Source organism: uncultured Algibacter sp., assembly GCF_947495925.1.
Classification (GTDB): Bacteria; Bacteroidota; Bacteroidia; order Flavobacteriales; family Flavobacteriaceae; genus Algibacter_E.
The window spans coordinates 514839-527376 of the sequence record NZ_CANMAU010000001.1 but is presented as its reverse complement, the minus strand read 5'-3'; the positions used below and the strand labels follow the sequence as shown (position 1 = coordinate 527376).

Annotated in this window: 15 protein-coding genes; 11 read left to right on the top strand and 4 right to left on the bottom strand. The window is 33.5% G+C overall.

Going from position 1 to position 12538, the window contains the following annotated elements:
* Nucleotides 1–4 precede the first annotated feature (4 nt).
* Genes Q0857_RS02375 through Q0857_RS02365 form a run of 3 tightly spaced genes read left to right on the top strand, consistent with a single transcriptional unit; the run spans nt 5 to nt 3213 of the window.
* Nucleotides 5–1246 carry an FAD/NAD(P)-binding oxidoreductase gene (locus Q0857_RS02375; RefSeq protein ID WP_298531578.1) on the top strand — a complete coding sequence of 414 codons (1242 nt, stop codon included), beginning with the start codon at nt 5–7 and terminating at the stop codon, nt 1244–1246.
* A 9-nt stretch (nt 1247–1255) separates the two neighbouring features.
* Nucleotides 1256–2371 carry a Zn-dependent alcohol dehydrogenase gene (locus Q0857_RS02370; protein ID WP_298531576.1) on the top strand — a complete coding sequence of 372 codons (1116 nt, stop codon included), beginning with the start codon at nt 1256–1258 and terminating at the stop codon, nt 2369–2371.
* A gap of 38 nt (nt 2372–2409) precedes the next feature.
* The gene (locus tag Q0857_RS02365; protein ID WP_298531574.1) at nt 2410–3213 is read left to right on the top strand and encodes an alpha/beta hydrolase-fold protein; all 804 of its coding nucleotides are present in this window, start codon (nt 2410–2412) and stop codon (nt 3211–3213) included.
* A gap of 54 nt (nt 3214–3267) precedes the next feature.
* On the opposite strand, the gene Q0857_RS02360 is transcribed toward Q0857_RS02365, so the two are convergent.
* Nucleotides 3268–3600, bottom strand: a complete 333-nt coding sequence (locus Q0857_RS02360; protein WP_298531573.1) for a single-stranded DNA-binding protein — start codon at nt 3598–3600, stop codon at nt 3268–3270.
* A 179-nt stretch (nt 3601–3779) separates the two neighbouring features.
* On the opposite strand from Q0857_RS02360, the gene Q0857_RS02355 reads away from it, so the two are divergent.
* Genes Q0857_RS02355 through Q0857_RS02340 form a run of 4 tightly spaced genes read left to right on the top strand, consistent with a single transcriptional unit; the run spans nt 3780 to nt 6187 of the window.
* Entirely contained in the window at nt 3780–4289 is a 510-nt protein-coding gene (locus tag Q0857_RS02355) for a DinB family protein (RefSeq protein ID WP_298531570.1), read from the top strand.
* Between the two features lie 53 nt (nt 4290–4342).
* Complete coding sequence (locus tag Q0857_RS02350; RefSeq protein WP_298531567.1) at nt 4343–5293, top strand: aldo/keto reductase; 951 nt, start codon at nt 4343–4345, stop codon at nt 5291–5293.
* A gap of 10 nt (nt 5294–5303) precedes the next feature.
* On the top strand, nt 5304–5834 hold the full coding sequence (locus Q0857_RS02345; protein ID WP_298531562.1) for a GNAT family N-acetyltransferase: 531 nt from the start codon (nt 5304–5306) through the stop codon (nt 5832–5834).
* A 2-nt stretch (nt 5835–5836) separates the two neighbouring features.
* Nucleotides 5837–6187, top strand: coding sequence for a hypothetical protein (locus tag Q0857_RS02340; RefSeq protein ID WP_298532162.1), 351 nt, complete (start codon nt 5837–5839; stop codon nt 6185–6187).
* An 80-nt stretch (nt 6188–6267) separates the two neighbouring features.
* Here the strand turns inward: Q0857_RS02340 and Q0857_RS02335 are convergent, their stop codons facing one another.
* Nucleotides 6268–6735 (bottom strand): CBS domain-containing protein, encoded by a 468-nt coding sequence (locus Q0857_RS02335; RefSeq protein WP_298531559.1) that lies wholly within the window; start codon nt 6733–6735, stop codon nt 6268–6270.
* A gap of 208 nt (nt 6736–6943) precedes the next feature.
* Between Q0857_RS02335 and Q0857_RS02330 the strand changes: the two genes are divergently transcribed.
* Entirely contained in the window at nt 6944–7657 is a 714-nt protein-coding gene (locus Q0857_RS02330; RefSeq protein ID WP_298531558.1) for a hypothetical protein, read from the top strand.
* A 72-nt stretch (nt 7658–7729) separates the two neighbouring features.
* On the opposite strand, the gene Q0857_RS02325 is transcribed toward Q0857_RS02330, so the two are convergent.
* Nucleotides 7730–8248, bottom strand: coding sequence for a hypothetical protein (locus Q0857_RS02325; RefSeq protein WP_298531555.1), 519 nt, complete (start codon nt 8246–8248; stop codon nt 7730–7732).
* A gap of 181 nt (nt 8249–8429) precedes the next feature.
* Here Q0857_RS02325 and Q0857_RS02320 point away from each other — a divergent pair, with 181 nt between their 5' ends.
* The 3 genes from Q0857_RS02320 (at nt 8430) to Q0857_RS02310 (ending at nt 11248) form a co-directional block, all read left to right on the top strand.
* A complete protein-coding gene (locus Q0857_RS02320; protein ID WP_298531553.1) occupies nt 8430–9020 on the top strand; it encodes a HupE/UreJ family protein in 591 nt (196 codons plus the stop codon).
* A 207-nt stretch (nt 9021–9227) separates the two neighbouring features.
* Nucleotides 9228–9659, top strand: coding sequence for a dCMP deaminase family protein (locus Q0857_RS02315; RefSeq protein ID WP_298531551.1), 432 nt, complete (start codon nt 9228–9230; stop codon nt 9657–9659).
* Nucleotides 9659–11248: a S41 family peptidase gene (locus Q0857_RS02310; RefSeq protein ID WP_298531550.1), complete on the top strand. Its 1590-nt coding sequence runs from the start codon at nt 9659–9661 to the stop codon at nt 11246–11248. The genes Q0857_RS02315 and Q0857_RS02310 overlap by 1 nt, the downstream gene beginning before the upstream one ends.
* Before the next feature lie 83 nt (nt 11249–11331).
* On the opposite strand, the gene Q0857_RS02305 is transcribed toward Q0857_RS02310, so the two are convergent.
* On the bottom strand, nt 11332–12522 hold the full coding sequence (locus Q0857_RS02305) for an SMP-30/gluconolactonase/LRE family protein (protein WP_298531548.1): 1191 nt from the start codon (nt 12520–12522) through the stop codon (nt 11332–11334).
* Nucleotides 12523–12538: the final 16 nt, after the last annotated feature.

Sequence of the window (12538 nt, the reverse complement as noted above, 5' to 3'; positions counted from 1 at the left end):
TTTTATGGCAGACACAAAAAATAAAACATGTGTTGTTATTGGAGCAAGTCATGGAGGTGTCAATTTTGCGTCTTACCTGCGTCGTGAAGGTTGGGAAGGCCAAATTATATTATTTGACAAAGATCCAATGATACCATACCATAGACCTCCATTATCTAAAGCGTATCTTACAGAGGGAGATTTGGAAGGAAATCTTTTAAAACCAAAAGAGAGTTATGAGCATGATAATATCACTTTAAAATTAGGGCAAACAGTTACCAGTATAAATAGGGCTGATAAAACGATTTCTTTACAAGATGGAAGCGCTCAGGCTTTTGATAAATTAGTCATATCAACAGGTGCAAGGCCATTTATTCCACCTATTAAAGGTATTGAAGATCCTAAAGGTATATTTGCCATGAGAACGGGTGAAGATGCCATTAATATTAAAAATGCTGTTGATGCATCAAAAACTAAACGTGTCGTTATTATTGGAGGTGGATATATAGGTTTAGAAACTGCGGCTTCTCTTAATAAATTGGGTGCAAAAGTAGTTGTTTTAGAGCGCGAAGAACACGTATTAGCAAGGGTTACAGCCCCAGTGATGTCTGATTTTTTTACAGATCTACATCAAGAAAAAGGAGTTAAGGTTCTAACCAATAAAAATGTAGTTTCTATAAGCAAAAAGAATGGCTATAATCAAGTTGTTTGTGATGATGGAATGTGTTATGACGCCGATTTAATTGTAATTGGTGTTGGTATTCGTGTAAATACCGAATTGGCTAAAAATGCTGGATTAGACATTGAGAATGGTATCAAAGTTAATTTATTCACTCAAACTAATGATGAGAATATTTATGCCATTGGAGATTGCACCTATCATTATAACTCACATTATCAACGTTATGTGAGATTGGAATCCGTTCAAAATGCTGTTGATCAAGGTAAAATTGCTGCTGCTTCTATTTGCGGAAAAGAACAAGAGTATAATGCTATTCCATGGTTTTGGTCAGATCAATATGATATTAAACTTCAAATGGTTGGACTTTCTTGGGGTTATAACGAGGTCTTAGTAAGAAAAGAAGAAGTGGAACAAACAAGTTTTTCAGTTTGGTATTTTAAAGATGAAGAATTGCTAGCTGTTGATGCGGTAAACAATGCTAAAGCCTACGTACTAGGCGCACGGTTTATAAAAGGAAAACAAAAAATAAACAAAACAAAATTAGTAGACTCTTCAATTCCTATGAAGCCTACAAGTTTTTTATAAAATTAAAATATGTCATTAATTTCTAGAAGTGCAGTTGCAAAAGGAGATGGAACATTTAGTATCGAAAATTTAGTTATTGAAGATCCTAAAGAAGATGAAGTCATCGTAAAAATATTAGCTGCAGGGTTGTGTCATACCGATCATGATTCGTTAACTTGGGGTAAACCCATTGTTTTAGGACATGAAGGTGCTGGAATAATTGAAAAAGTTGGAAAAAATGTATCTGGTTTGAAGTCTGGAGATAAAGTGATTCTAAACTGGGCAACTCCATGTATGAAGTGTTTTCAATGTCAAGAAGGAAATCAGCATATCTGTGAAAATAATTCACCTGTTACCGCCGGTGGAAACGGATATACTCCTGGACATGCTCATTTAGAAGGCAGTAAATGGAATGATGAACCTGTCGAACGTTCGTTCAATATAGGAACCATAGCAGAATATGCACTTGTTAAGGAGTCTGCTTGTGTAAGACTGGATGGTGAAATGCCTATGCCGTCGGCCAGTATTATTAGTTGTGGCGTGATGACGGGTTATGGGTCTGCGGTAAATACTGCTAAAGTAACGGCTGGAAGTTCTGCCGTTATTTTAGGAACTGGAGGTGTTGGATTAAACGTGATTCAAGGAGCGAGAATTTCTGGAGCTTCAAAAATTATTGCTATCGATATTAATGAAAATCGATTAGAGATGGCTAAGCAATTTGGAGCTACACATACGATACTAGCTGATAAAAATGATGCTAGTTTAACGCTTGCAGCTAAAAAAGTAAAGACTATGACTGAAGGTCGAGGAGCCGATTTTGCATTTGAATGTACAGCAATCCCTGCGCTAGGAGCGGCCCCATTGGCCATGGTTCGTAATGCAGGAACTGCAGTTCAGGTAAGTGGTATTGAAGAGGAAATTACCATAGACATGAATTTGTTTGAATGGGATAAGATTTACATAAATCCATTATATGGAAAATGTCGTCCGCATATAGATTTTCCAAAGCTAGTATCTCTTTATGATAAGGGAGATTTATTATTAGATGAAATGATTACGAGAACCTATCCTTTAGATGATTTACAACAGGCATTTGATGATATGTTGACAGGTAAGAATGCTAAAGGGGTAATTGTATTTGATTAAATGAAATGTAGTTTCATTATAAACATTTTTTTTTATTTATGGCATCAAAATTTAAAACTACAGAAATATCTAATCCTGAATTTGAATCGGATAATTTAAGATTTATAACCGTTAAAACACCAAATCTTAAAGGACGTGGTGATATTTGTCTGTTTGTGCCAAATGTGGAATTAACGACGGATACTCCTTTAGTTATTTTGTTGCATGGTGTTTATGGAAGTGCTTGGATTTGGAGTCAAAAAGCAGGCGTTCATAGGACAGCTCAAAAATTAATAGAAGAAAAATCTATAAAGCCCATGGTTATTGCTATGCCTTCTGATGGGTTATGGGGAGACGGTTCAGCATATTTACCTCACAATAGCTTAAACTTTGAAAAATGGATAGCCGAAGATGTAATAGCGGCTGTAAAGGAAAATATACCTGAAGTTACTAAGGCATCTAAAGTATTTATTGGAGGCTTGTCTATGGGGGGGTACGGAGCCTTAAGACTTGGTGCTAAATATCACGAGGTGTTTGATGGTTTTTCTGGGCATAGTTCAATTACAGATGTTCCGCAAATGGCATTGTTTGTTGAAGAAGGCTTAGAGAACTATAGGCAAGAGAATGACGAGGAAGAAGCGGTTATTGCACTAATGAAAAAAAATAAAAATCAATTGTCACCTTTTCGTTTTGATTGCGGAAGTGATGATGAATTAATAGTGCATAATCAAAAACTACATACCCAATTGGAAGATGAAAATATTCCTCACATATACGAAGAGTTTTCAGGTAAGCATGAATGGATTTATTGGGAAACGCATGTAAAAGATAGTTTGCTTTTTTTTAATGGGTTAAATAAATAATTACAAAAAGAGCGACCTCAGTTGAAATCACTCTTTTTTATTGAGAAGGAAAATTTATTTTCCTAACATTAATAATTCACTGCATACTACTTCGGTTATATATCTTTTGTTCCCATCTTTATCATCATAACTACGTGATGTTAATTTGCCCTCAATAGCAACTTCTTTCCCTTTTTCAACATATTTTTCAATAATCTGAGCTGTCTTATCCCAAGCTACAATATTGTGCCACTGCGTATCTGTTATTTTTTCACCTTTATTATTGGTGTAACTTTCGTTTGTTGCAATATTGAATTTTGCCAATGTTTTTCCTGATTCAAGGTTGATGATTTCTGGGTCGTTTCCTAGGTTACCAATCAACTGTACTTTGTTTCTAAGTGTGTTCATAATTTTAAATTTTTTGTATTAAACAGTTAATACTATCGAGTTCTTATGTTTCGACAATGCAAAGATCTGATGGTCTTCAAATTTTATTCGGTTGTTACTTATTTAAAATCGTTTGTAAGTGTTTGTAGTCGTTTGTAAACGATTGTATTTTACGTATATTAACCAAAATTTTAGTAGAAATGGAGGTTCAAGGTATATTTGATCAATTAGAAAAAAATGGTTTAGTTTTTGAAAATCTATTAAAAAATATTGAGGAGCAGCAATATAAATGGCGACCAAATCCGGAGAAGTGGAATCTTTTAGAGATTGTCTGCCACCTTTTAGATGAAGAAATCTATGACTTTAGAGCGCGGGTAAAACATGCTTTAGAATATCCGGACAACGAGTTGGAGCCTATTGATCCTGTAGGATGGGTTAAATCTCATGATTATGGTAATAAAGATTTTAATAAGGTGCTTGATTTATTTCTAGAGGAGCGTGTAAATTCAATTGCGTGGTTGAAACAAATTAAAGATGTTAACTGGAGCAGTTCGTTAAGCCACCCAGAGCTTGGAGATTTATCAGGAGAATTATTTTTACGCAATTGGTTGGCTCATGATTATTTACATATTAGGCAAATTCTTCGGTATAAATTTGAGTTCCTAATGTCATCGTCAAAAATAACCTTGAGTTACGCAGGAAATTGGTAAAAACGACTTACTTTTATTCGGTAAAATCAAAAATAAAAACTCTTATATAAACAATGAGAACACTACAATTTAAAAATAATGATCATATGCCGGCTTTCGGGTTAGGTACATGGAAATCGGCTGAAGGCGACGTTTATAATGCCGTGAAAACTGCCATTAAAGCAGGTTACAGACATATTGATTGTGCTGCAGCATATGGGAATGAAAAGGAAGTTGGAAAGGCTTTATCTGAACTTTTTGAAGAAGGTGTTGTAACTAGAGAAGATGTTTGGGTTACCTCTAAAGTATGGAGTAATATGCATGCAAAAAATGATGTTATTCTTGCATTAAAACAAACCTTAAGCGATTTACAATTAGAGTATTTGGATTTATACTTAATTCATTGGCCAATTGCTCAAAAAAAGGAAATTCCTTTTGTTAGTAAGGTAGAAGATTTTATTTCGTTGGAAGATTTACCAAACGAATTAACTTGGGAAGGTATGGAAAAAGGGGTGGAATTAGGATTAGTAAAACATATAGGCGTTTCTAATTTCGGGCCTAAAGCCTTAAAGCAGCTGATCTCAAATTCCAAAATTAAACCTGAAATAAATCAGGTGGAATCACACCCTTATTATCAGCAGAATAACATGTTGGCGCTTTGTAAAGCGAATGATATGCATCTTACGGCCTATGCACCACTAGGTTCAGGAGATAGAGCAGCGAAGTTTAAAGCGGAAAATGAGCCTAGACTTTTGGAAGATCCAGTGATTACTGAAATCGCTAAATCTAAAAATGCAACATCCGGTCAAATTTTAATAAGTTGGGCTTTACATAGAGGGACATCGGTTATACCTAAGTCAGTTAACCCTAGTAGAATCGTACAAAATTATGAAGCACAAGCTGTTGAGTTGTCAGATAGTGAAATGAATACGATAGCTGCTCTGGACATGAATTACAGATTTTTAACAGGAGAACACTGGGTATACGAAGGTAGTCCTTATACGCTTGATAGTATTTGGGCATAATCAGTTAGAAATGATATTTAATATTGAAACAGAACGACTTATTTTAAGAGATATGCGACTCAGTGACTTAGATGCCATGTTTGAATTGGATTCTGACTCTGAGGTGCATAGGTATTTAGGAAATAAACCTATTAAAACTGGAGTTGAGGCTCAAAATACTATTGAAAGTGTTCTTAATCAATATGAAGAAAGAGGCATAGGCAGATGGATAGCTATTGAGAAATCTTCGGGTTTATGTATTGGGTGGTCTGGAATTAGATTAAATACCGAGTATAATATGAACGGGTTTACAGAGTATTACGATGTTGGTTATAGATTAATGAAACCATTTTGGGGCAAGGGCTATGCTACCGAATCTGGAAAGGCTGCTGTAGATTATGCTTTTAATATTATGAAATTAACTGAACTCTATGCAACTACAGAAATAGGAAATCAAGCCTCGCATAACGCTTTATTAAAAATAGGATTGAACTATGTTGAAGACTTCTATTTTGAAGATGAAAAGTTAAACCTAAGATGGTATAAAATTGAAAATAAATAATGATGGAAAGGCAATGTTTAGAATGTGGGGATAAAATAATTGGTAGGGTTGATAAGAAGTTTTGTAGTGATGGCTGTCGGAATTCCTATAATAATAAGGTAAATAAGGATAGTAAGAACCTCATTAGGAATACTAATAATAGACTTCGTAAAAATTATAGAATACTGGAAACTTTAAACCCCGAACAAAAAACTAGAACCTCTAGAGCTAAACTTATTGAAGCTGGTTTTGATTTTAATTACTTTACTAATATTTATACGACCAAAGTAGGAACTGTATATTATTTTGTTTACGATCAAGGATATTTGCCTCTAGAAAATGAATATTACGCCCTCGTTAAAAGAGAAAGTTAATATGCTGCTTTCAAGTGATAAAAATAAAAAAAAGCCTTTAGTTTTAAACTAAAGGCTTTTTTGCATTAAAACAAAATACTCTATTTCCAGGTTTGCCCTTTCATAGTCATTGCTGCTTTAAGTACATCTTTTTGACTTATTTGACCAACGAGTTTTCCTCTTTCAACAATAGGGAAACGACGTCTTGGGCTTTTAGCAAAAATACTGGCTGCATCAAAAATATTCATATTTCCATCTATAGTATCAACATCTTTGGTGATATATTTTTCAATGGTCATATCTTGCATTGGCATATTGTAATATCGACTTTCACTAATTTGTTTTATACAGTCACTTTCAGAAATTATTCCTATTAATTCTCTTTTATCATTAATTACAGGGCCACCAGAAATCCGGTTGCTAATTAACGCTTGCATAACACTTTCAATAGTTTGGTTTGGGGTGAATGTTATTAAATTTCTTGTCATATAATCACTTACCGTTAACGATTGTGAGTCAGCACTACTTGATTGCTGTCTCCTCGCCCCTTGAAAACTCTTAATTCCCATATAATATTTCTTTAATTAGTAATCTTAAATATAATTATTTTTTTTCATATTTCCTAGAAAATTATCTTATCAGGAAGCCTTTAATATGCTATAAAATGTTTAAATCAAGGATGGGTTTTAATACAATTTCAAATAATTAGCATTCTTTTAAGAGTTTAAATGTTAATTTTTTATAGTTTTAGCGCTCTAAATTTAAATAATTATAAAAATGAAAAAAGTAGTTGGATTGGTTTTAGTGATGAGCAGTTTTATGATGAGTGGGCAAGCTAACTCAGAATTAATTGAGCACTATGAAGCTTATTATTTACAGATGAAATCTCAAGGAGATGTGCAGGGTATTATTAATGGAATGACGCACTTAAATATATTAGCGCCATCACAAGCTCGAAAAGACACTTTGGCATATATTTATATGAGTGAGGGTAAGTATGTGCAGGCTTTAAACACTATTGGTATTGAGAATAATACTACTGATTCTGATATTGCTGTTGAGGTTAAAGCCATTTCGTTAAAGGCAGTAAAGCAACCGAAGTTAGCATTAGAGCAATTTGAAGAAGTTTTTAAAAGAGCACCTAATCCTTCGGTGGCTTATGAGATGGCTGAATTAAGTTTGCAAATTAAAAATTTGGAGGAAGCTGATAAGCATATTGCTTATGGTTTAGCAAATTCTAAGGATGATATGAAACATGCGTTTTACGAGACACAGCAACCTTATGAGGTGCCATTAAGAGCAGCTTTTATGTATCTAAATGCTTTGTCCACATACAATAAAGACACTAAAGCGAATATTGATGCTTCTGTTGATATCTTGGATGCGGCATTAAAAATAGCTCCCAACTTTAATCTCATCCAGATTACTAAAAATGAATTGTTAAGGCAAAAGCAAGTGCTACAATCTCAAGCTGATCAACCTAAGCAGTAAGCTTAGCATTTTCAAATAAAAAGGGCTGTTCTGAAATTTCAGAACAGCCCTTTTTATTTGAAAAGAGATGTCTTAAGGTTTTTCAATAACCCTTGTGTCAAACTCTATCTTTTTATTCATTTGTAAATTCAAATTAGAAAAAGCTACTAAAAACTCCTCTATCGTGGATAAAAGTTCTTCCTTACTAGTAGATGATAAATTTGATAAACTTTCTAGTTTATAAAGCTTGGTTTCAACAACTAATAATCGGGCTTCAATGGAAGCTGCTTTTAAAGGTTCTGGAATGTTAACTTTTAAATCTTTTAGAAGTAATTTAATGGCCTTTTCGTTATCGTTAAAAAAACTCAAATCAGTTGTTTTAACTTCATCAATAACATCTTGAATTTGGGTGTATTCATCCCAATCCTGAACGATAGTGTCTACTTTCTGGTCAAGGGCATATTCAATATAATCCAAATCCATTATATTACGTTCAGATATCCCCTGGGCGTTACCTTCCTTAAGGGGTGCAACTTTATTGTTTTCTGCATTTTTTTTACAGCTAGAAAATAAGAGTATTAAGCTTAATAAAGTTAATATTTTAAAACGCATAGCTTTTGTTTGAAATGATATGTTACAAATATATAGTAATAGTTGTTTTTTTAATCAATTATAATACAATCAAATCAGGATTAGAATCAATAAAATTTTAGTTTATATTGAGGGGTGTTATTTAGGTATGATAGAAAATATATTAAATTGTATCTTTGATGTTCCCTAAATCTTAATTATTATGCTTGACAATTTTTGGTTCAACGTGGAGTATGGTATTAATCATGTACTTGATGTTAATGCTTATGATCATGTTTTATTTCTTATAGCTTTAACGGTTCCTTATGTGTTTAAAGATTGGAAGCGTGTCCTTCTTCTGGTTTCAATGTTTACTTTGGGGCATACACTATCTTTGGTGTTAGCAGCATATAATGTAATTAGTGTAAATGCGACTGTCGTGGAGTTTTTAATTCCTATTACTATTATGGTTGTTGCGCTTTTTAATGTATTTACATCGGGAAAAGGTGCGCAAAAAGAAAAGATTGGAGTTTTGTTTTTATCTACTTTGTTTTTTGGTTTAATACATGGTTTAGGTTTTGCACGTGAATTTCATATGCTTTTGGGAGATACAGATAATAAGTTGGTACTGCTTTTAGAGTTTGCTTTGGGTATTGAATTAGCTCAGGTTATTATTGTGTTTGTTGTGCTTTTTTTAGGATATGTAATACAAACTATATTTAGGTTCTCTAAACGAGATTGGGTGATGGTTGTGTCTGCAATAGTCGTTGGTCTAGTAATTCCTATGATATTAAATAGTGATTTTTTAGCTTAATTTTCGTAAAACTTTAACGCAGCCACCATTGTAATTAAAATACGAAGCGAGTATATTCGTTATATTGTTTCGCGTTAAGGATTGCAGTGGAAATCCTTTTGCTTTTTTGCAAAAGATTAGAACGTAAAGCCTGGCCCGAATTATAGAAAAGTAGTGTTAACTTTCAAATTTGATATGAGGGTAACGCCATAATTATAAAAAGTAATAATGCCAGAAAATAAACAGCGTAAGTACGATAAGGCTTATTTGAGAATTGCAAAAGAGTGGGGGAAACTGTCTTATTGTAAGCGCAGGCAAGTTGGAGCCATAATAGTAAAGGATAGGATGATAATATCTGATGGATACAATGGTACGCCTTCGGGATTTGAAAATTTTTGCGAGGATGATGAAGGCTATACCAAATGGTACGTTTTACATGCCGAGGCGAACGCTATTTTAAAAGTAGCTTCATCAACACAATCATGCAAGGGAGCAACGCTTTACATTACGATGTCGCCTTGTAAAGAGTGTAGTAAATTAATTCATCAGGCAGGAGTGGTGAAAGTAGTTTATCATGAGGCTTATAAAGATGATTCTGGACTTAAATTTTTAGAAAAAGCAGGAATAGAACTCGAACAAATTGAAGATTTAAAAGCATAATGCCATATCAAAAAAAATATTTACCCTTAGTTTTAGGTGTTGCTATTGCAACTGGCATTTTTATTGGTGGAAAGTTGAGTTTTACAGATGCACCAGATAGGTTATTTTCTACTAATAGTAAAAAAGATAAGCTTAACAGACTTATTGATTACATTGAATATGATTATGTTGATGATATAAACACCGATAGCATTGTTGACGTTACTGTTAATGGAATTTTGGAAAATTTAGATCCACATTCAGTTTATATTCCTAAAGAAGATATGGAACGTGTTGCCGAAGAGATGAAGGGTGATTTTGTAGGTATTGGGGTGAGTTTTTATACTTATAAAGATACCATTGCTGTAATCAGGGCTATTGAAAACGGGCCTAGTGCGAGAGCCGGTATTAAAGGGGGTGATAGAATTATTATGGCCAATGGCGACTCTCTTTATGGTGATAGCTTAGAGGACGGTGAATTGGTGAAAAAATTAAAAGGGCCAATAAATACTAAAGTAAACTTGAAAGTTTATAGGAGAGGAGAGCCAGAACTTTTAAATTTTACAGTAAAACGGGGTAAAATTGCCATTAAAAGTGTGGATGCTTTTTATATGCTCACTGAAAAGTTGGGTTACATAAAAATCAACAGATTTGCTGAGTCTACTTATAAAGAATTTAAAAAAGGGCTTGATCACCTAGAAGATTTAGGTGCTAAAGATATTGTTTTAGATTTAAGGGATAACCCTGGAGGGTTTTTGAGTATTGCTGAGCAAATTCTAGATGAATTTTTAGAGAATGATAAACTCATCCTTTTTACTAAAAACAAGCGCGGTGATATTGAAGAGAGTTATGCTACCAGAAAAGGAGATTTTGAAGAAGGAGATGTATATGTATTGATTGATGAGAATTCGGCTTCGGCTAGCGAAATTGTTGCAGGAGCGTTACAAGATAACGATAGGGGTACTATTGTTGGGCGTCGTTCTTACGGAAAAGGATTGGTACAACGTGAAATGGATTTAGGTGATGGTAGCGCGGTGCGTTTAACCGTATCGAGGTATTATACACCTACGGGGCGCTCTATTCAACGACCATATAATAATGGGAATGCAGACTATTATGATGAAGTTTTTGAAAGGTTGGAAAGTGGAGAACTTTTAGATCCTGGAAAAATTAAAGTAGATGATTCATTAAAGTTTACAACACCAAAAGGTAAAATTGTTTATGGAGGGGGAGGTATTATTCCTGATGTATTTGTTCCTATTGATAGTAGTATGCAAAACGAAACTTTATCTTTTTTACAACGCAGAGGATACTTTGGTAATTTTGTTTTTGAAGAGTTAGAGCGAGATAGACATGCGTATGACGGTATTTCAAGACAAGATTTTATTGATACTTTTAAAGTGGGTGAAGATTTGGTATATGCTTTTCAGGATTACTTAAACCTAAGATCAGATTCAAAAGTAACATTTGTGGCTTATCATGATGAAGTTAAACAATACATAAAAGCCACACTAGCCGATCAACTTTTTGGAACAGGTGCTTTCGAAGAAGTTTTTAATCAGCGTGATATTATGATTGATGAGGTGATTAAGTTGAGTGAGGAAGAATGAGTTAGGCGGAAAAAAATAATTAAAAAAGGGAGCTATGATTATAATCATGGCTTCCTTTTTTTGATAGACACTTTTACGACTAATTAACGTTGTAAAATCACCTTACGAATTAAAAGCTCATTATCTTTTTTTAGATGTAAAAGGTAGATTCCGTTAGCTATTTTGTTACTCAATAAAATTTCGAGCGTATCATGTTTGTTTGTGATATTAGTTAAGGGTATTACTTTGCCATTGAGATTAAATAATTTAACCGATTTGGCATCCAATTTTTTTATGTTGGTTATGTGAATAGTATTGTTAACAACAGGTAAAGGGTAAATGGTATTGTCCTTAAATGTGTTCTTGAAATTTGAAGTATTTAAAGGGTTAGATAAGTCAAAAGGATGTCTTATGCCTGTTACTCCAGTTAATGAAACTTGATAAATATTATTGCTTGCTGTTACGTATAAGATGTCTTGTTCAGGTCCTCCAAAAGTGCAATTTGTAACTTTTTCTGGAAACGAAATAGTATTTATTGGAGCTAATTGATTTCCATTAAAAACATGAATTTTAGCTTTGGCTGTTACATATAAGTTGCCGTTAGTGTCTATGGCCATACCATCTGCTTCAGATATGGGTAAGGCATCCGGTACTTCGCCATAAAGTGTACGATTACTTAAAGCTCCTGTAGTTTCATTAATATCATATTTATAAATATTTTTATTTGAAGTATTGTTTACATACAATGTCTTTCCATTTGGACTAATAATGATTCCATTGGGGTTTGTAGATCCAAAAGTGTCTTGCTGTAATACCTCTCCCGAAGTATTTACATAATATATTCCTGTTGATGGTTGAGTGGTTCCTTCAAAAGATGGATCGGTAAAGTATATGCCTCCTTTTTCATCTATGCACAAGTCATTTGGGCCATTAAATCTTACTCCGTTAAAAGTAGATGCTAAGGTTTCAATTAAAGTGCCGTCTAATTCCCTTTGGGTTATTTTTCCAGTGCCTCCTTCGCATACTATTAATTTTTCATTAATATCAAACATAAGTCCGTTTGCTCTTTCCGAATTTTCGTATGCTAAAGAAAAAACTTTTGTGTTTATATTGTACTTAATTACCTCCTGTTTTGGTATATCTGTAAAGTATATATGTTCTATTCCATCCCAAACAGGTCCTTCAGTAAAAGTAAATTGATTGTTGCTTAATTGGATGGGAGTTTGAGATTTAGTTTGAAATGTTATTACTATAAATAACCCGAATAAGATAAATTGTTTAATTGTTATTTTCATTTTGAATAAGATAAAT